The 16,730-nt window shown below is 56.9% G+C and carries 20 protein-coding genes; 4 read left to right on the forward strand and 16 right to left on the reverse strand.

From position 1 onward, the window contains the following. Together ACR0AZ_RS05090 and ACR0AZ_RS05095 are read right to left on the reverse strand one after the other, a co-directional pair. Complete coding sequence (locus ACR0AZ_RS05090) at positions 1-1,029, reverse strand: phosphotransferase (RefSeq protein ID WP_480657679.1); 1,029 nt, start codon at positions 1,027-1,029, stop codon at positions 1-3. A gap of 24 nt (positions 1,030-1,053) precedes the next feature. Continuing rightward, the gene (locus ACR0AZ_RS05095) at positions 1,054-1,872 is read right to left on the reverse strand and encodes an SDR family NAD(P)-dependent oxidoreductase (RefSeq protein ID WP_480657681.1); all 819 of its coding nucleotides are present in this window, start codon (positions 1,870-1,872) and stop codon (positions 1,054-1,056) included. A gap of 112 nt (positions 1,873-1,984) precedes the next feature. Here ACR0AZ_RS05095 and ACR0AZ_RS05100 point away from each other — a divergent pair, with 112 nt between their 5' ends. The 3 genes from ACR0AZ_RS05100 (at position 1,985) to ACR0AZ_RS05110 (ending at position 4,314) form a co-directional block, all read left to right on the forward strand. After that, complete coding sequence (locus ACR0AZ_RS05100; protein ID WP_480666922.1) at positions 1,985-2,986, forward strand: NADPH:quinone oxidoreductase family protein; 1,002 nt, start codon at positions 1,985-1,987, stop codon at positions 2,984-2,986. 129 nt (positions 2,987-3,115) lie between these two features. Beyond that, the gene (gene aroQ / locus ACR0AZ_RS05105; protein ID WP_480657684.1) at positions 3,116-3,565 is read left to right on the forward strand and encodes a type II 3-dehydroquinate dehydratase; all 450 of its coding nucleotides are present in this window, start codon (positions 3,116-3,118) and stop codon (positions 3,563-3,565) included. After that, positions 3,562-4,314 (forward strand): autoinducer binding domain-containing protein, encoded by a 753-nt coding sequence (locus tag ACR0AZ_RS05110; protein ID WP_480657686.1) that lies wholly within the window; start codon positions 3,562-3,564, stop codon positions 4,312-4,314. The genes aroQ and ACR0AZ_RS05110 overlap by 4 nt, the downstream gene beginning before the upstream one ends. Positions 4,315-4,690: 376 nt before the next feature. Here the strand turns inward: ACR0AZ_RS05110 and tsf are convergent, their stop codons facing one another. From tsf to ACR0AZ_RS05135, 5 genes are all read right to left on the reverse strand, one after another. After that, positions 4,691-5,566 (reverse strand): translation elongation factor Ts, encoded by an 876-nt coding sequence (tsf, locus tag ACR0AZ_RS05115; RefSeq protein ID WP_480469817.1) that lies wholly within the window; start codon positions 5,564-5,566, stop codon positions 4,691-4,693. A 76-nt stretch (positions 5,567-5,642) separates the two neighbouring features. Further along, the gene (rpsB, locus tag ACR0AZ_RS05120) at positions 5,643-6,443 is read right to left on the reverse strand and encodes a 30S ribosomal protein S2 (protein WP_480469818.1); all 801 of its coding nucleotides are present in this window, start codon (positions 6,441-6,443) and stop codon (positions 5,643-5,645) included. Positions 6,444-6,611: 168 nt separating this feature from the next. Beyond that, positions 6,612-7,448 (reverse strand): lyso-ornithine lipid O-acyltransferase, encoded by an 837-nt coding sequence (gene olsA / locus ACR0AZ_RS05125; protein ID WP_480666923.1) that lies wholly within the window; start codon positions 7,446-7,448, stop codon positions 6,612-6,614. Between the two features lie 4 nt (positions 7,449-7,452). Next, entirely contained in the window at positions 7,453-8,208 is a 756-nt protein-coding gene (olsB, locus tag ACR0AZ_RS05130) for an L-ornithine N(alpha)-acyltransferase (RefSeq protein WP_480469820.1), read from the reverse strand. A gap of 113 nt (positions 8,209-8,321) precedes the next feature. Continuing rightward, positions 8,322-8,504, reverse strand: a complete 183-nt coding sequence (locus tag ACR0AZ_RS05135; protein WP_010440107.1) for a DUF3553 domain-containing protein — start codon at positions 8,502-8,504, stop codon at positions 8,322-8,324. A gap of 44 nt (positions 8,505-8,548) precedes the next feature. On the opposite strand from ACR0AZ_RS05135, the gene ACR0AZ_RS05140 reads away from it, so the two are divergent. Further along, on the forward strand, positions 8,549-9,145 hold the full coding sequence (locus ACR0AZ_RS05140; RefSeq protein WP_480666924.1) for a histidine phosphotransferase family protein: 597 nt from the start codon (positions 8,549-8,551) through the stop codon (positions 9,143-9,145). Here ACR0AZ_RS05140 and ACR0AZ_RS05145 read toward each other — a convergent pair. The 9 genes from ACR0AZ_RS05145 to ACR0AZ_RS05185 form a co-directional block, all read right to left on the reverse strand. Then, entirely contained in the window at positions 9,142-10,404 is a 1,263-nt protein-coding gene (locus ACR0AZ_RS05145) for a glutamate-5-semialdehyde dehydrogenase (protein ID WP_480666925.1), read from the reverse strand. The genes ACR0AZ_RS05140 and ACR0AZ_RS05145 overlap by 4 nt on opposite strands. A 39-nt stretch (positions 10,405-10,443) precedes the next feature. Beyond that, on the reverse strand, positions 10,444-11,550 hold the full coding sequence (gene proB / locus ACR0AZ_RS05150) for a glutamate 5-kinase (protein WP_480469823.1): 1,107 nt from the start codon (positions 11,548-11,550) through the stop codon (positions 10,444-10,446). Further along, positions 11,538-12,572 carry a GTPase ObgE gene (gene obgE, locus ACR0AZ_RS05155; RefSeq protein ID WP_480469824.1) on the reverse strand — a complete coding sequence of 345 codons (1,035 nt, stop codon included), beginning with the start codon at positions 12,570-12,572 and terminating at the stop codon, positions 11,538-11,540. Before obgE ends, proB begins: the two co-directional genes overlap by 13 nt. Positions 12,573-12,609: 37 nt before the next feature. Next, positions 12,610-13,146 (reverse strand): GNAT family N-acetyltransferase, encoded by a 537-nt coding sequence (locus tag ACR0AZ_RS05160; protein WP_480666926.1) that lies wholly within the window; start codon positions 13,144-13,146, stop codon positions 12,610-12,612. After that, a complete protein-coding gene (locus tag ACR0AZ_RS05165; RefSeq protein WP_480469826.1) occupies positions 13,143-13,751 on the reverse strand; it encodes a LysE family translocator in 609 nt (202 codons plus the stop codon). The genes ACR0AZ_RS05160 and ACR0AZ_RS05165 overlap by 4 nt, the downstream gene beginning before the upstream one ends. 95 nt (positions 13,752-13,846) lie before the next feature. Beyond that, positions 13,847-14,116, reverse strand: a complete 270-nt coding sequence (gene rpmA / locus ACR0AZ_RS05170) for a 50S ribosomal protein L27 (protein ID WP_039535512.1) — start codon at positions 14,114-14,116, stop codon at positions 13,847-13,849. Positions 14,117-14,127: 11 nt separating this feature from the next. Continuing rightward, positions 14,128-14,766: a 50S ribosomal protein L21 gene (locus ACR0AZ_RS05175; protein WP_480666928.1), complete on the reverse strand. Its 639-nt coding sequence runs from the start codon at positions 14,764-14,766 to the stop codon at positions 14,128-14,130. A gap of 208 nt (positions 14,767-14,974) precedes the next feature. Then, entirely contained in the window at positions 14,975-15,781 is an 807-nt protein-coding gene (locus tag ACR0AZ_RS05180) for a DUF2059 domain-containing protein (protein WP_480666929.1), read from the reverse strand. Further along, entirely contained in the window at positions 15,781-16,614 is an 834-nt protein-coding gene (locus ACR0AZ_RS05185; RefSeq protein WP_480666930.1) for a DUF2059 domain-containing protein, read from the reverse strand. The genes ACR0AZ_RS05180 and ACR0AZ_RS05185 overlap by 1 nt, the downstream gene beginning before the upstream one ends. Between the last annotated feature and the right edge of the window lie 116 nt (positions 16,615-16,730).

Below are 16,730 nucleotides of genomic sequence, written 5' to 3' on the forward strand. Positions count from 1 at the left end.
CTACGCCTCCAGCGCGGATAGGCCATGTTGAGCAAATACCGGAACATATGCACCAAAGGCGCGCGCCCTTGCAGGGTCTGAGGCGTTGCCATCCAGCGACCGTTTGTAGACACCTTGAAGTATGGCCGCCATGCGGAAGAAGTTGAAGGCGAGATAGAAGCCGAAATTCTCGATCCCCGGCAGGCCGCGCCGCGCGCAATAATCTGCAATAAATGACTGATCCGATGGGAGGCCTAGTGCATCGCGATCCACCCCGGCCAATCCACGCCCTTCCTTACCCGGTGGCAACTGCCACTGCATGATTACCGCCGCAAGATCCGCGTAAGGATGGCCGATGGTCGACAGTTCCCAATCCAGCACGCCAATGCAGTTCGTTCCAGTGTGCTCGAACAACATGTTATCAATCCTATAGTCGCCATGAACCAATGTTCTCTGGCCGTCATCCGCAGGGATTTGTTGTTTAAGTTTGCCGATCAAGCTATTCATATAGTTTATATCTTCGGTTTCCGAAGCTCGGTACTGCTTGGTCCATCGCCCGATCTGTCGTTCGAAGTAATTCCCCGGAGGGCCGAAATCCGACAGGCCTGCGGCATCGATGTCTACCATGTGCAACTCGGCCAGAACGCGGTTCATCTCATCCAATATGCCAGCACGAGTGGCGTTGTTTTCACCCTTCATAACAGGATCAACGAATGAGCGTCCGTCCAGATGCTCCATCACATAGAACGCTGAGCCGATGATGCTGTCGTCTTCGCACAGAAGGTACACCTGCGGCACCGGGACCCTGGAGCTGATCAGAGCGCTTTGAACCCGAAACTCACGATCCACTGCATGCGCAGACTTGAGCAATACGCCCGGTGGCTTGCGCCGCAGAACGTAGTTCTTACTAGGCGTTTGCAGCAGATAGGTCGGATTGGATTGCCCGACCGTGAATTTCGTTGCTTCAAGCGGGCCCTGATAATCACCTAGATGTGTTTCAAGGTACGCATTTACCGCATTTATATCTAACGTATTTTCCTGATCAGTCATCCGAAACCCAGATGTTGAAAGCAGCTATAGAGCGTCGGCAAAGATGTTCCCGCCGCTCTGCACATTTATCCCGCCCGAGACTGGCAGGACCGCCCCGGTGACATAGCTGCCCCCGCGTCCACAGAGGAAGAGCACGCAGCCTCCGATATCCTCGGCACGACCTACGCGGCCAAGCGGGACGGATTTGCCAACACGCTCACGTTTGTCCTCATCTTCGGTGGCAAAGGCTGTCATGCGCGACACGAACGGTCCCGGCGCAAGCGCATTCACTGTCACGCGGTAAGGTGCCAACTCCTTGGCCATGATCTTGGACAGATGGATCACTGCCGCTTTCGACGCGGAATAGCTATAGGCGCCGTCACCCATCGGCGTTTCGCCCATCACCGACCCAACATTGACCACGCGCGCCGGGTCGTCATCCGAGGCGGATTTCATCAACAGCGGCAACAGCTTTTGGGTCAGATCAAAAATACCTGCTACATTGACCGACATCACCTTATCCCATGCTGCATAGGGGAACTGCCCCATAGGCGCACCCCAAGTGACGCCGGCATTATTCATCAGGATTTCTAGTGTTTCTGTCCGTTTCCTCACTTCAGCGATCAGAGCATCTATTCCCTCTTCACTGCCGATATCCCCTGCAAACCCCTCAGCCGATCCGGGCGCATCCATCGCGTTCAGCTCCGCAGCCACGGCCTCACATGCATCGCCCTTACGTGAAGCGATCAATACATGGGCCCCTGCGCGTACCAGAGCCTCGGCCGCCATCCGACCGATGCCTGTTGCACCTCCGGTGACCAGAGCGGTTTTGCCGTTCAGCGAAAACAAAGTCTCAGGCGTCATGTGCTCTCCTCTACCCAGATACCGTTACGGAAGCTGACAGGTCATCTTCTTGACAACCCGTGCCTGTAATCCAACGATTTCAGCACCACCGAAGCAAGGGGCAAGAGAAGGCATGCAAACATTACTCAGCGTCACACCGGGCGGTCCCGAGTCTTTGGAGCTAACCACACTGCCCGACCCGACACCTGGCAAGGGCGAACTGCTGATCCGTGTCCGGGCTGCTGGTGTGAACTTCCCCGATACTCTGATCATTCGCGATCTGTATCAGATGAAGCCACCACGTCCCTTTGCTCCGGGCGGAGAGATTGCGGGCGAAGTCCTCGCGCTTGGTGACGGAGTGTCAGGATTTGAGATCGGCGATCGTGTTTTGGCCCTGTCCGGGCATGGAGGGTTCTCGACACATCTTACCCTCAAAGCTGCGACTGCGGTGAAGATTCCCGACACGATGCCTTTTGATGACGCTGCCTGTTTCATTTTTACCTACGGCACATCTTATCACGCTCTGAAAGACCGGGCACAGCTGCAGGCCGGAGAAACCGTTCTGGTATTGGGCGCGGCTGGTGGCGTGGGGTCTGCAGCAATAGAGCTGGCCAAGGCTATGGGCGCGCGCGTCATTGCGGCGGTTTCTTCCGAAGACAAGGCAGAGTTCTGCAAACAGATTGGTGCGGATGAGACGCTCGTTTACTCGCGCGAATTGGATCGAGGCTCCCAGAAAGCGCTTTCCGCCAAGATCAAATCGCTTGCTGGGGGCGATGGGGTCGACGTCGTCTATGACGCCGTGGGCGGAGACTATGCCGAACCCGCCTTGCGCAGCATGGCATGGGGCGGGCGCTATTTGGTGGTCGGTTTTCCGGCAGGCATCCCGAGCCTTCCGTTGAATCTGACCCTGCTCAAAGGCTGCCAGATTGTTGGGGTCTTTTGGGGCGCATCGGTGTTTCGCGACCCCAAAGGCCATGCTCGAAATATTGAAGAGCTATTTACACTCTACAACGACGGAAAAATCTCGCCACGTATCAGCTTGCGATTGCCCCTGACACGCGCGGCAGAGGCAATTGAGCTGCTGGAACAGCGTTCGGTTCTCGGAAAGGTCGTTGTGACAATGCAGGATGTGTGATCCTTATTACATCTGCAAATATTCCCATCAGCCACGATGCGTCGATGCGACCTTACCTTCTCTGAACGAGGCCGCTGGACGCCCAGATTATTCGAGTTTATGAAAAAGAGAGATGGGGACAGTTTGAAGATGCATAATATCCTGGTTCTGAATGGTCCGAACCTGAATTTGCTGGGCACAAGACAGCCCGAGGTTTACGGCCATACGACATTGAAGATGATCGAAGACCTGTGCGTGTCTCACGGCCAGACGATTGGCCTGTCGGTTTCTCATCTTCAGTCCAATCACGAAGGCGCCCTGATCGATGCGATCCATTCGGCACGCGGGGTGCAGGATGGCATCGTTCTGAATGCCGGTGGCTATACCCATACTTCGGTGGCCCTGATGGATGCGATCTCCTCGGCGCAAGTGCCGACGGTCGAGGTGCATCTGTCTAACATCCACGCTCGTGAGGTGTTTCGTCATACCTCTTACATCGCCCGAGTCGCGATCGGCCAAATCTGCGGATTTGGCGCACAAAGCTATGTCATGGCGCTTGACGCCCTTGCAGCCCATCTCAGCGAGAGGAGCGTGGTATGAACCTCAGGGAATACCTCAGCTTTCTAAGTTATACCAAGACTCTAGAAGAGCTTTGGGACGCGCATTGCCGCCAGATGGCAGGGTATGGTTTCGATCGGCTGCTCTATGGTTATACGCAATATCGCACTGCGACTTCGCTAGGTGATCCCGAAGATTTTGTTATCCTCAGCAACCATTGTACCAACTATCTGGACGGCTTTTTGCGTTCCGGGCTTTATTTTCACGCCCCGATGCTGAAGTGGGCGCTGGATAATGAAGGCGCGGCAAGCTGGAGCATGATAAATGACATGATGTCCAGCGGTGTAATGTCAGCCGAGGAACGCAGAGTATATGACTTCAACAAATCTTTTGGTGTGACGTCTGGCTATACAGTCAGCTTCAATTCGGTCTCGATGCGTTCAAAAGGCGCTATTTCGTTGGCAGCGCGTGACCACGACCAGAAAGAGATGGACGAGGTCTGGCGAAAGCATGGTGATGATATTCTGCTGATGAACAATGTTGCTCATCTGAAAATACTCACCTTGCCGTACAACGCTCCGAACCGCGCCTTGACGAAACGCCAGCGTGAAGCCCTGCAATGGGTGGGTGACGGGAAGACCACGCAAGATATTGCCCTGCTGATGGGGCTGACGGCGGCGACCGTAGAAAAACACCTCCGGCTCGCGCGCGAAGCGCTCTCGGTTGAGACGACGGCCCAGGCCGTATTGAAGGCCGCGCTTCAGAATCAGATGTTCGTGATGGAAGTCTGACCCGGTTCTGACGCCGTATTGCGTCAGATTGACCTAGGGTAAGGAATACATGACTTTCCGAATCTATCTTTAAAATTGCAAATTGATACTGTTCCGTGAGTGGTGGCTTTAGCCAGGGAACATTCTGATCAGATCTTTGCCATAACAAAGCTCTCTGATTGATCTGACCAAGAGGCGCCTATTCGTCCGCGTCACTTAGTTGGAAATTGTTGAGGGGCCCTGTCCATCCCCATCATGCGGGGCCCCTCAATCTCACCAGAAAATCGTGCCATCAGCTTGTACCTACAAGAAACTGATAGCTACTTGTTTCATATGAAAAAACCCGACTGCTTGGGCAGCCGGGTTCTTGAACTTCAATGCCAGAAAAGAGCTTGCGTTAGCCCTGAGCGGCCTTTGCAACTTCTGCGGCAAAGTCTTCTTTTTCGACTACGATACCTTCGCCGACTTCCATGCGAACAAAGCCGGTGATTGTTGCGCCCGCTTCCTTGGCCGCTGCTTCGACGGTCAGGTCAGGGTTCACAACGAAGGATTGGTTCAGCAAGGTCGATTCGGCGACGAATTTCTTCATGCGGCCTTCGATCATCTTTTCGATCACCTGCTCCGGTTTGCCGGATTCGCGGGCGATGTCCATCTGAACCTGCTTTTCTTTCTCGACAACCGCCGGATCCATGTCCGCTTCGGACAGGGCCGCCGGGTTCACAGCCGCGATATGCATCGCAACCTGCTTGCCGATGGCTTCGTCACCACCCGACAGAGCAACCAGAACGCCGATTTTGCCCATGCCGGTTGTCGCGGCGTTGTGGACGTAGGACACAACAGTGTCGCCAGACAGTTTGGCCATGCGGCGCACCGACATGTTCTCACCGATGGTGGCGATCTTGTCGGTCAGGGTGTCTGCAACCGACTTGCCGCCCAGATCAGCAGCCAGCAGAGCGTCGATGTCGTCAACGCCTTCGGCAGCGTAGGTGATCTTGCCGACCATTTCCTGGAAGTCAGCGTTTTTCGCAACGAAGTCGGTTTCCGAGTTCACTTCGACAGCAACACCGTTGCCACCGTTGACGTGAACAGCAACCAGACCTTCTGCTGCGGTACGGCCCGATTTCTTGGCCGCTTTGGCCAGGCCTTTGGTGCGCAGCCAGTCAACGGCTTCGTCCATGTTACCGCCGGTTTCGGTCAGCGCTTTTTTTGCGTCCATCATGCCTGCGCCGGTCGAGTCGCGCAGTTCTTTAACCATTGCTGCTGTGATTGCCATCTTTAGGCTCTCCTCAATTCAAACGGAATTGGGGCAGGTCTACCCTGCCCCATATGTCAATAACGTGACGGGCAGCTTACGCTTCGGCTTTGGCTTCCGGCGCGGCTTCTTCTGCGGGTGCTTCTTCAGCAACCACTTCCTCAACCGGAGCTTCTTCGAACGCGCCCAGGTCAACGCCTGCTGCACCCATCTGAGCGGTCATACCGTCCAGAGCGGCACGTGCGGCCAGATCGCAATACAGCGCGATGGCGCGGGCTGCGTCGTCGTTGCCGGGGATGATGTAGTCAACACCGTCGGGCGAGCAGTTGGTGTCGACAACAGCCACAACCGGGATACCCAGCTTGTTGGCTTCGGCGATAGCCAATGCTTCTTTCTTGACGTCGATGACGAACAGCAGATCAGGAACGCCGCCCATCTCGCGGATACCGCCCAGCGACGCCTGCAGCTTGGCCTGGTCACGCTCCATGCCCAGACGCTCTTTCTTGGTCAGGCCTTCGGCGCCCGATTCCATGGCTTCGTCGATCTGGTTCAGACGGTTGATCGACTGGGAAACGGTTTTCCAGTTGGTCAACGTGCCGCCCAGCCAGCGGTGGTTCATGTAGTACTGAGCCGACTTTTCAGCGGCTTCAGCGATCGGGCCAGCGGCCTGACGCTTGGTGCCAACGAACAGAACGCGGCCACCTTTGGCGACGGTGTCACGAACAGCCTGCAGAGCCTGATCCAGCATCGGAACGGTCTGGGTCAGGTCCATGATGTGGATTCCATTGCGCGAGCCGTAGATGAACGGGCCCATGCGGGGATTCCAACGCTGTGTCTGGTGACCAAAGTGAACGCCAGCTTCCAGCAGCTGACGCATGGAGAACTCGGGAAGAGCCATGCTATTCTTTCCTTTTCCGGTTTACGCCTCGGCGGGGGTGAAAGAAGCGGATGCTCCAACCGGCGGGCCAGATAAGGATGTCTCCCCTATAAAGCCCAAACCCCGCCTGCGGGTTTGAATGGCGCGCGTATACGGCAGGTTTTGTGGCAACGCAAGGGCCTTTTGCCCTTATTTTTCAAGCAAAGCGAGCGCATGGGCGTGGCGCACAGCCTCTTCGCAGTGCGTGGCCAGTTCCTTGCGATTACCGAAGTCGCTTACTTTTGCTGGCGCGTGATAGATCAGCTCAACCGATCCTTGCCTGCGTGCGCCGAGTGTTTTCAACAAGTGAGGCCCGAAATCCATATCGCCCCACCAGCCATAGAACCGGCCCGGCTGCCCTATGGGTGCGTGATAGACAACAGACACCGGTTGTACATACATGAAATCACGCAATTCATCAGCAAAGAATGCAGCGAAAAGCGTTGATTTGAAAGGCAAAACGCGAAGACCGTCAGTCGAGGTGCCTTCCGGAAAGAACAAGAGTTTATGACCCGCTGAAAGTCGTTCTTGAAACACAAGTGTTTGTTCGCGCGCTTTCTTTCGGTCGCGTTCGATAAATACCGTTCCGGTCGCGCGGGCCAGCCAACCGATACCTGGCCATTTCGCGACCTCGGCCTTTGAAACAAAATAGACACGCTTGCGCGCGTTGAGTGCAAAGATATCAAGCCATGAAGTATGGTTCGCGACGACAGCACCGCGTTCTTGCATCAAGGTGCCGGAGGATCGAAAACCGATGCCCAAGATGCGAAATGCATTTCGGCAGACGATCTGAGTGATGAACGGCGTGATCGGCCGACGGAGCCCGAACACGGGACGCTCGATCATGCGCACGATTAGCAGAATGATCAGCCCACCAAAAACAAGCACCGCCAATGGCAAACCGCGCAGGATTGCCAAGAAACAGCCCGCAATTCCCAGCTCTAAAGGATCGGGATCATCGTCACTTTGCCATGAGGTGTCGCTCACCGGTTCAGGCTCCGCTGTAAATTCGGCGCTGCCGTTCGTTCATACGGGCGGTATCAAGGATCAGGCACACATCAGTCGTGTTAAAGGCATGATCGATAAAGGCCCCTTCGCCCACAAAACCTCCCAGGCGCAGGTAAGCCTTGATCAGTGCGGGCACCTGCACCATTGCTGCGCGGCGGTCCAGTGCGTCCTCCGCAACCAGATCCATCGATTGATATACGTCCGGCTGCGCGCGCACCCTGAGATCAAGTGGGGCCAGATGATTGTGATGTAGCATCGACAGCGGCTGCGCCAGAGCATTGATATCGATGCCGTGAAAGCTGGCAACTCCGAATAGAACCTCGATCTCTCGTTCAGCTACGTATGCGGCCAATCCGTTCCAAAGATGGTACATCGCGGTGCCGCCGCGATAGTCCGGATGCAAGCAGGATCGGCCGAGTTCCAGCAGCTTTCGTCCGCTTTCCTTGAGCACGGTTAGATCATATTCATCTTCGGAATAGAACTGCCCAAGTTCTGCGGCGCGTCCACCCGGTAAAAGCCTGTAAACACCGACGGTTTCCCCGGTCTGATTGTCGATAGCCAGCATGTGGTCAAAATACGGATCGAACTGATCTCGTTCCAATCTGGCCTCGTGATCGACCATTTCGCCGCCGCCGCCAAGTTCCTGAACGAATACATCATAGCGCAGACGCTGAGCGGCGCGCAGTTCATCATCGGTTTCGGCCAGCTTAATTGTGAACGAAGGGCCTGTGTCTGGCATCGAGAATTCCGTCTAAGAGTTTTGCGCTGATAGCGCAGGTTTCCGGGCGATGGCAATATTTCCGCGACGGTTCGCACTTATGGTCGACGGCGTTAACCTTTCCTAAACCAGTTTCACGGATCAAAGACCGGCATCAGGGCTATGCGTGTCCCGTCGATTACCACTTTCCCCTGCTCGCGAAAGTTCACGGTGATCTTGCCTCCGATATTGGACTGCACCTGTCCAACGCCCCAATCGGGGAAATCGGGGTGGCGGACATACATGCCCGGTGCAAGAATAGCATTCAGGTCTGTCATATCGGGGCTCCGGCTTCTTGCGGCAGATACAGCAGGAGGTACGCATGGGTGCAACTGACGTCAACCTGGCCGAGTTGATCGGATCGCGGATCTGCCATGACCTGATCAGCCCGATCGGAGCTATCACCAACGGGTTGGAACTGTTGGAGATGGTCGGTGCCGTTCAAGGCCCGGAGATGGAGCTGATCTCGGGCAGTGTCGGCAGTGCGGGCGCACGAATCCGGTTCTTTCGGGTGGCCTTTGGCTCTGCCAGCGATCAGCCTCTGGGGCGGACCGAAGTGAGCGAGCTGTTGCGTGACGTGGAACGCGCGGGTCGGGCCCGCATCAACTGGAACCTGACAGATGCGGTGCCCCGCAATCAGGTCAAACTGGCCTTTTTGGCCCTGATGTGTTGCGAAAGCGCGATGCCCTTTGGTGGTGAGGTTGATATCACGACACAAGACGGCGCATGGGCTGTGACAGGTGTTGCCGACAAGCTGAATATCGACAGCAGCCTGTGGAAGGGCGTCGTGAACGGTTGCTTTGGCGATAAAGTCAGCCCGGCACAGGTTCAATTCGCGCTTCTGCCGCAGACCGCGTCCGCGATGGGGCGCAGGGTCGCGGCGGAAACCACCGCAACCCGCGTCACGCTGAAGTTCTAGCTACGGACGGTTCCGTTACCACGCACCAAATACTTGAAACTGGTAAGTTGAGCGGCGCCAACTGGGCCGCGCGCATGCATCTTGCCTGTGGCAATGCCGATCTCGGCGCCCATGCCAAACTCCCCGCCATCCGCGAACTGGGTCGAGGCGTTGTACATCAGGATCGCGCTGTCGAGCCGTTCGAAGAATCGATCGGCGGCGACGGCATCCTCAGTCATGATGCAATCGGTGTGGTTTGAGCCGTATCTCCGAATATGCGTGATGGCCGCATCAATATCAGCGACGGGTCGCGCGGCAATGATGCTGTCGAGATATTCTTTGCCCCAGTCTGCATCTGTAGCGGGCACAGTATTATCAGTCGCCAATACGCCTTCTGCGTGCACCTCGACACCAGCAGTCTGAAGCGCCGCAACAAGATCGCGACCAAGCGTTTCGGCCACGTCTTGATGAATTAGCAAGCACTCAGCTGCGCCGCAAATGCCGGTGCGACGGGTTTTGGCGTTCAGCACAACATCCAGCGTTTTCTGCGGATCGGCGGCTTTGTCGACATAGATATGAACGATGCCTTCGAGATGCGCAAAGACCGGCACGCGCGCTTCGCGTTGGACAAGGCTCACAAGACCTTTGCCGCCTCGGGGCACAATGACGTCGACGTAATCGGTCATGGTCAAAAGCTCTTGCACTGCAGCTCGGTCGCGGGTGGGCACAAGCTGTATGGCATCTTCGGGCAGATTTGCGGCTTTCAACCCCTCGACCAGACAGGCGTGGATCGCAGTTGATGAATAAAAACTTTCCGACCCGCCACGCAAGATCACCGCATTGCCGGATTTCAGGCACAGAGCGCCCGCATCGGCCGTCACATTCGGGCGGCTTTCATAGATCACGCCAATCACGCCCAGAGGCGTACGCACGCGCTGAATGTTCAGGCCCGAGGCCATGTCCCATTCGGCCATCACCTCACCCACCGGATCGGCCTGATCAGCCACTGTGCGCAGACCGTCAACCATGCCCTGTACGCGCGCCTCATCCAGCATCAACCGGTCCATCATTGCGGGGCTCAGGCCCTTCTCGCGACCGAACTCAAGATCTTTCTTGTTGGCTTCGATGATGTCGGCGCGATTGTTCCAAACAGCTTCGGCCGCCGCAATCAGTGCTGCGTGCTTGCGTTCGGCGTTTGCAAAGGCAAGCTCTTGCGAGGCGGCTTTGGCGCGCGCGCCAAGGTCGGTCATCATTGCGGGAATGTTGTCGAAATCCTTCATCTCAAGCGCCTTTCGGTTTCAGTATATCAGGTCGCGCCGTCACAGCGCCAGATCGTCCCGGTGGATCAGGGCTGCGCGGCCGGGGTAACCCAGTGTCGCTTCGATCTCGGACGATTTCCGCCCTTTGATCGCATCCGCCTCTTGCGCGGTATAGCGGCTGAGCCCTTGTGCCAACCTCCGTGCCTGCGCATCCAGAATGGCCACGGGATCGCCGCGGCCAAAATCTCCGTTCACCTGAACGATGCCAGCGGGTAGCAGGCTCTTGCCATTGGAAAGCGCCTTTGCCGCACCGTCGTCGATCACGATCTCACCGCGCGGTTTCATAGCCGAGATCCAGCGTTTCCGTGCCGCATGCGGGTCAAGCGTTGCCGTGAACCAAGTGCAGTTTGCGCCATTTTCAAGCGTTTTCAGCGGGTTCAGGGGTGATCCCTCAGTGATCGCCATGTCACATCCAGCTGCCGTCGCCATCTTGGCCGCCAGGAGCTTGGTCTTCATGCCACCTTTGGATAGCCCCGACCCGGCGTCGCCCGCCATTGCTTCGATCTCGGGCGTGATCTGTTCGATCACATCATAACGGGTGGCTGATGCGTCCTCGTTAGGATTGCCCGAATAGAACCCATCGACATCCGAGAGCAAGATCAACTGATCCGCCCCGATAGTCACGGCGATCTGTGCCGCAAGCCGGTCATTGTCGCCATATCGGATCTCATCCGTTGCGACTGTGTCGTTTTCGTTGACAATCGGAACTACCCCCAGACCCAGAAGAGTTTCCAGAGTAGCGCGCGAGTTCAGGTACCGTCGCCGATCTGCGCTGTCTTCCAACGTAACCAGCACTTGGGCGGTCTTGATCTCATGCGGTGCCAACGCTTCTTCATACGCACGGGCGAGCCGGATTTGCCCAACGGCCGCAGCGGCCTGCGATTGTTCCAGCGGTAGATTCTGCATCGGCAGGCCAAGTACGCCTCGACCCAACGCGATTGACCCGGACGAGACCAGAACGACGTCCGTCCCCTGCCCCTTCAGCCAGGCCACGTCCTGTGCCAGAGATTTCAGCCAATCCGACCTGAGCAATCCTGTGTCCCGGTCGACCAACAAGGCCGATCCGATCTTGACCACCAGCCGGCGGGCATTGGTCAGGGTTGCCAAGGCGCGGCCTCCTCAGCAGGCTTCTGACGCAGGCGGTTTTCGTCGATTTGTGCCCGCAGGGCCCGCAACACTTCGGTCACGCCCAGATGCGCCACACCAGACATGGTCATAACGGGGCCGCCGACGGCCTCTTCCAGTTCGGTCTTGATCAGGTCGCGTTCCTCATCATCCAGCGCGTCGATCTTGTTCAAGACGGTGATACGCGGCTTATCCGCCAGCTCTCCGCCGTAAGCCTCGAGTTCGGTGATGATGGTATGATAGTCCTCGACCACAGTGTCCGAGGTGCCGTCGACCAGGTGCAGCAACACCGCACAGCGTTCCACGTGCCCAAGGAAACGGTCTCCGATCCCACGCCCTTCATGCGCGCCTTCGATCAGGCCGGGAATGTCTGCCACGACGAATTCAACGTTATCAACGCCGACAACGCCCAGATTGGGGTGTAGCGTAGTGAACGGATAGTCAGCGATCTTGGGTCGCGCATTCGATGTGGCGGCCAGAAAGGTCGACTTGCCAGCGTTGGGCATGCCCAACAGGCCCACATCCGCAATCAGTTTCAATCGCAGCCAGATTGTGCGGTCGATCCCTGCCTGCCCCGGATTGGCGCGGCGCGGGGCCTGATTGGTGGCCGATTTGAAGTGCAAGTTGCCGAAGCCGCCATTGCCGCCTTTGGCCAGCAGGAACCGTTGGCCGACCTCGGTCAGGTCGCAGATCACGGTTTCTTCGTCTTCGTCCAGAATCTCGGTCCCGACAGGTACGCGTAGGATGATGTCGTCACCATCCTTGCCGGTGCGCTGCTGACCGCGGCCAGGCTGGCCGTTCTTGGCGAAGAAATGCTGCTGGTAGCGGAAGTCGATCAGGGTGTTCAGCCCGTCCACAACCTCGGCCCAGACCGAGCCGCCCTTACCGCCGTCCCCACCATCGGGACCGCCGTATTCGATGTATTTTTCGCGCCGAAAGCTGACGCAGCCGCCACCTCCGGCCCCGGACCGGATGTAGACCTTTGCAAGATCGAGAAATTTCATGTGTGTCCCCTACTGCAAAGGCCCCATCGGCCACAAGTCAGAGTTTCTTTGTATAGGTCCAGGTGGGCACATTCGCATCGCGCGCCACCGAATAACTTTCCGCATCGCCAAGATACTGGAACCCGCAATGAGTCAGCACCCGAGCCGAGGCCGGGTTATCCTGAAACACGCTGGCGAACATGTTGGCGTTCTCCAGCGGGTTGGCGTTCACCAATGCTTCGACGGCCAGCGATGCCACACCCGTATTCCAATAGACTGGGGCGACCCAATAACCGACCTCGGACTGGTTGCGGTCCAGCCGGATCAGGGAAATCACGCCGATCAGTTCTGGTCCGCCATCTTTGGTGGCATCCATCGCCCAAACATCCTCGTCCCGGTCCTCGGCCATCGCGCGCGTGACATACGCTTCGATTGAACCCGGCGGGAGTGGATGCGGTATGCTGGATGTCATGCGCGCCACGCGCTCATCGCCTGCATAATGTTCGATGAGACCCATATCCGACCGACGCAAGGGGCGCAGATCGAACCGCTCGGTTTCAATGACCGGCTGGTTTATTATTGTCTCAAGTTTCATGAGTGCGTTCCTCCTCCGAACAACACAAAAAGTACGGACGCAACAGTGACACTCGCTAACGTCCACATCAGATATTTTTCCGCAGGCCGACCTTCAACCGCATGGGCGATCCGATCCCCTGCAAAAGTCCAGATCGGGTGTAAAATCACCTGGCAAAGCAACAAACAGACAGCAATCGTAAACGTTGCATTAAAGCTGGATGTTCCCGCTGCGACAAACCCCGTGAAACCGGCGATAATCATCGCCCAGGCTTTGGGATTAAGCGGATGCACGACCAACCCGGCCAAAAACCCCGGGACCTGCTCATCCGCCTGCCCTCTGGAAAGCCGCAGATTAGCGATTTTCCATGCCAGCCAGCAAATATAGGCAGCAGAGGCGTATTTGAGCGCTTCGAACACCAGCGGCGCCTGATCGGCCACCTGCATCAGTCCAAACCCGACGGGCCAGATGATCAACTGTTTGCCCAGAATGACCCCGCCTACAAAGGGCAGCGCCGCCCGAAAGCCATAACGCGCACCTGTTCCCAGCAGGACCATGTTGGCTGGCCCCGGCGTGCCAACCTGCGAGGCGGCAAAAATCAGGAAACTGGTGGTTGCGACGGCCATCGGGTTCTTGTTCACAACTGCGTTAAAACGAAAAAGGGACCGGCATTTTCTGCCGGTCCCCCATGAATTTTTTATTAAACCTTCTGGGTTTCGGCTTACTCTGCGGCCTCCGCCACTGGCAGGACCGAAATAAAGGTGCGGTTTTTAAGTCCCTTGTGGAACTTCACGGCGCCATCAGTGGTTGCAAAGATGGTGTGATCTTTGCCCATGCCCACGCCTTCGCCCGGCCAGAACTTGGTGCCGCGCTGACGCACGATGATATTGCCTGCGATGGCCGCCTGGCCACCGTACAGTTTCACGCCAAGGCGGCGACCAGCTGAGTCGCGACCGTTACGGGAGGAACCGCCAGCTTTCTTATGTGCCATTCTCTCTCTCCTTAGCCTTTAGCCAGTTCTTTGGCCTGTTCGATCCAGCCTTCACGCTCGATCCGGCCTTTGAACGACAGTTTCTCGTCCATAGCAGCAACGTCTGCTTCCGTCCATGCCGCAATCTGGGCAAAAGTGGTGATACCTGCCTCGAGAAGCTTTTTCTCGAGCGCCGGGCCAACACCGGACAGTTTCTTCAGATCGTCTGCGCCTGCTTCAGCAGCGGGTGCTTCGGCTTTGGCAGCTTTCTTGGCCGGGGCTTTCTTGGGTGCAGCTGCTTCAACAGCAGTTGCAGAAACCGAACCGGTTGCAGCTTTGATGCCCGACTTTTCAGCGCCCGACGACAGGATGTCGGTGATTTTGACCAGAGTCAGTTTCTGACGGTGGCCAACGGTACGCTTCGAGCTGTGCTTACGACGGCGCTTGACGAACTTGATGACCTTGTCACCTTTGATCTGTTCGATCACTTCGGCCTGTACGCCTGCGCCTTCAACGAAAGGTGCACCAACAACCGGAGCGTCGCCGCCCAGCATCAGCACATCGTTGAATTGAACTTTTTCACCTGCGTCGGCAGCCAGTTTTTCAACGCGGAGCACATCGCCCGCCTGAACCTTGTACTGCTTGCCGCCAGTCTTGAGGACCGCAAACATGCGTCTTTCCTTTTCTAACCCGCGTTCTGTGGTCCCCGGTTGGGTGTTACTGGCCTCAGCCACCTCGAACAGCGCGCCCTTTTCGGGCTGTGTGACGACCCGCGGGACCAGCCCGATGGGTCAATAATAACGAGACCCGGCGCGGAGATTCCGGCCGGGATGCGCGCTTATCTAAACATTCAGGGGCAAAGTCAACCCAATTCGGCGATCACAGATCAGAGGCCTGCATTGCCTGTGCAACAATCTGTCCCAACTGGAATGAGATGCCGTCGATCATCTGATCGAACCCTTCAAACAGTGCCTTGTTCAAGGCCCGTCCGGTTTCGGTACGTGAAAAGGCTATATTTTCCCGCATCTCGGATTCGGACAGCGGCTGATAAGCCATTAACAGAAAGGAATACATCCATTCTGTCGTCTCTTCCTTTGTTTCATCCTGTTGCGCGAGCAACTGCTCAAGCCACGCCCCTTCGTCCGCAAGCGGCCCCTGCCCGCTCGCCAGTCCCCGATAGAAGCTGAGATCGGCACTCAGTGTTCCCCGGACATTCTGTTCAATCAAGTCATTGACTTGCACATACTCATCAACCAGGCGGAACAAGGCATCGTCATGATCAGCCTGCTCATAGGCTGCGCGGGCCATCTCCTCAATCGCTTCGTCGGACAAGGCGCGGCGGGCCGAATTCTCGAGCGATACTATGGTCTGGCCCAGATCACTTTCGAAGAAGATTGCGGCCTGTTCCAGCTGAGCGTCGGTCATATTCCGTTCGACAGCGTTCGACATTTGCTGATGCATCCAGACCGGATCATAGAGCTCTTCGATCTGAGCCTCGAAATAGGATCCGCCCGCGCTGCCGAGCATCGTTTCATTTATCGACTGGCCTTGGGTCTGCCCCTCTTCGCTCAGGATTTCAAGGAACTCTGACAGCTGCATGGCCTGCATCAGACGCTCAACCTGCTCCCCAGCGGCGAGCGGAACGGCTGATAGGAACAGCGCCAGTACAGCGGCCAGTAAGCGCATCAGATGTCTTGCGCAGGGCGCAGCTCGGCCATACGCGTGGCCAGAACCTCAAAGCGCATGGCCATGATCTCGTACTGAATGGCATTCAGCAGCTCATAGACCTCTTGCATCAGCGGCTGCTCCAGCGCTTCGACATAGGCATCTACATCCGCATCCGAGAAGTCCTGATATGTATAAGCCGCGCCCGCCAGCGCAGATATCTGCAAGGACCGACGCGTTTCGCCCTCGTTCTGTCGCATCATCTCACGCAATTCGTCGCCATTGAGTTGCAGTTCAATGATGCCGGACGCGCTGGCCGCCAGCAAAAACCGCACCTGAATTTCCTGCAGAGCCCGCAAAGATGTACCGCTTGCATCCACAGCCCGGTTCATCCGTTTCAGGCTTTCGACGCGGTTCGAGCCGCTTTTGATCAACTCGGATACAATTTCCTGCCCTTGCTGCTGTTTCGCCGCGTCATCGTCGTCCATATGCGCGGCGTTCTCAGCAACAACCAGTCTTTGCCCCAGATCCGACGCGTAGAATTCAACCGCATGGTTCAGGGCATCGTCGTTGAGGGTCTGTTCGAGTATCGAAACGGCTGTTTCATGCATCTGCTCGGTGTCGAACACTTCTTCGGTCAACCTGCTCCAATCCGAGCCAAAGCCGTCAGCATCAATCCCCAGCATTTGCGGGGCCGAGGCCGAAGCCAGTGCAATGCTCTCAAGCGCCACATCGAAACCGGTTGTGGTCAGAAACGCCTCGATCCGGTCGCGGTTCGCTGCTTGCGCGGCTGAAGTAAAAGCGAGCAACGGCAGAACAAGCCAAAGGGTGAAGCGGCGTAGATGATAGGTCATGACTATCAGCCTAGGTGTTTTCTGCGTACTGGCAATGGAAAATCCCGTCTTAGTGAATTTCGGGAATTTTCTGCTTGCACCCCTGCGCGTTCCTCACTAAATCCCCCCCTCACAGA

This window comes from Ruegeria sp. BE3, from assembly GCF_056538865.1.

Bases quoted from the DNA above. Each gene is read 5' to 3' on its own strand.
- ACR0AZ_RS05090 (WP_480657679.1), bottom strand. From the start codon at position 1,029: ATGACTGATCAGGAAAATACGTTAGATATAAATGCGGTAAATGCGTAC.
- ACR0AZ_RS05095 (WP_480657681.1), bottom strand. From the start codon at position 1,872: ATGACGCCTGAGACTTTGTTTTCGCTGAACGGCAAAACCGCTCTGGTC.
- ACR0AZ_RS05100 (WP_480666922.1), top strand. From the start codon at position 1,985: ATGCAAACATTACTCAGCGTCACACCGGGCGGTCCCGAGTCTTTGGAG.
- aroQ (WP_480657684.1), top strand. From the start codon at position 3,116: ATGCATAATATCCTGGTTCTGAATGGTCCGAACCTGAATTTGCTGGGC.
- ACR0AZ_RS05110 (WP_480657686.1), top strand. From the start codon at position 3,562: ATGAACCTCAGGGAATACCTCAGCTTTCTAAGTTATACCAAGACTCTA.
- tsf (WP_480469817.1), bottom strand. From the start codon at position 5,566: ATGGCAATCACAGCAGCAATGGTTAAAGAACTGCGCGACTCGACCGGC.
- rpsB (WP_480469818.1), bottom strand. From the start codon at position 6,443: ATGGCTCTTCCCGAGTTCTCCATGCGTCAGCTGCTGGAAGCTGGCGTT.
- olsB (WP_480469820.1), bottom strand. From the start codon at position 8,208: ATGCCAGACACAGGCCCTTCGTTCACAATTAAGCTGGCCGAAACCGAT.
- ACR0AZ_RS05135 (WP_010440107.1), bottom strand. From the start codon at position 8,504: ATGACAGACCTGAATGCTATTCTTGCACCGGGCATGTATGTCCGCCAC.
- ACR0AZ_RS05140 (WP_480666924.1), top strand. From the start codon at position 8,549: ATGGGTGCAACTGACGTCAACCTGGCCGAGTTGATCGGATCGCGGATC.
- ACR0AZ_RS05145 (WP_480666925.1), bottom strand. From the start codon at position 10,404: ATGAAGGATTTCGACAACATTCCCGCAATGATGACCGACCTTGGCGCG.
- obgE (WP_480469824.1), bottom strand. From the start codon at position 12,572: ATGAAATTTCTCGATCTTGCAAAGGTCTACATCCGGTCCGGGGCCGGA.
- ACR0AZ_RS05160 (WP_480666926.1), bottom strand. From the start codon at position 13,146: ATGAAACTTGAGACAATAATAAACCAGCCGGTCATTGAAACCGAGCGG.
- ACR0AZ_RS05165 (WP_480469826.1), bottom strand. From the start codon at position 13,751: ATGGCCGTCGCAACCACCAGTTTCCTGATTTTTGCCGCCTCGCAGGTT.
- rpmA (WP_039535512.1), bottom strand. From the start codon at position 14,116: ATGGCACATAAGAAAGCTGGCGGTTCCTCCCGTAACGGTCGCGACTCA.
- ACR0AZ_RS05175 (WP_480666928.1), bottom strand. From the start codon at position 14,766: ATGTTTGCGGTCCTCAAGACTGGCGGCAAGCAGTACAAGGTTCAGGCG.
- ACR0AZ_RS05180 (WP_480666929.1), bottom strand. From the start codon at position 15,781: ATGCGCTTACTGGCCGCTGTACTGGCGCTGTTCCTATCAGCCGTTCCG.
- ACR0AZ_RS05185 (WP_480666930.1), bottom strand. From the start codon at position 16,614: ATGACCTATCATCTACGCCGCTTCACCCTTTGGCTTGTTCTGCCGTTG.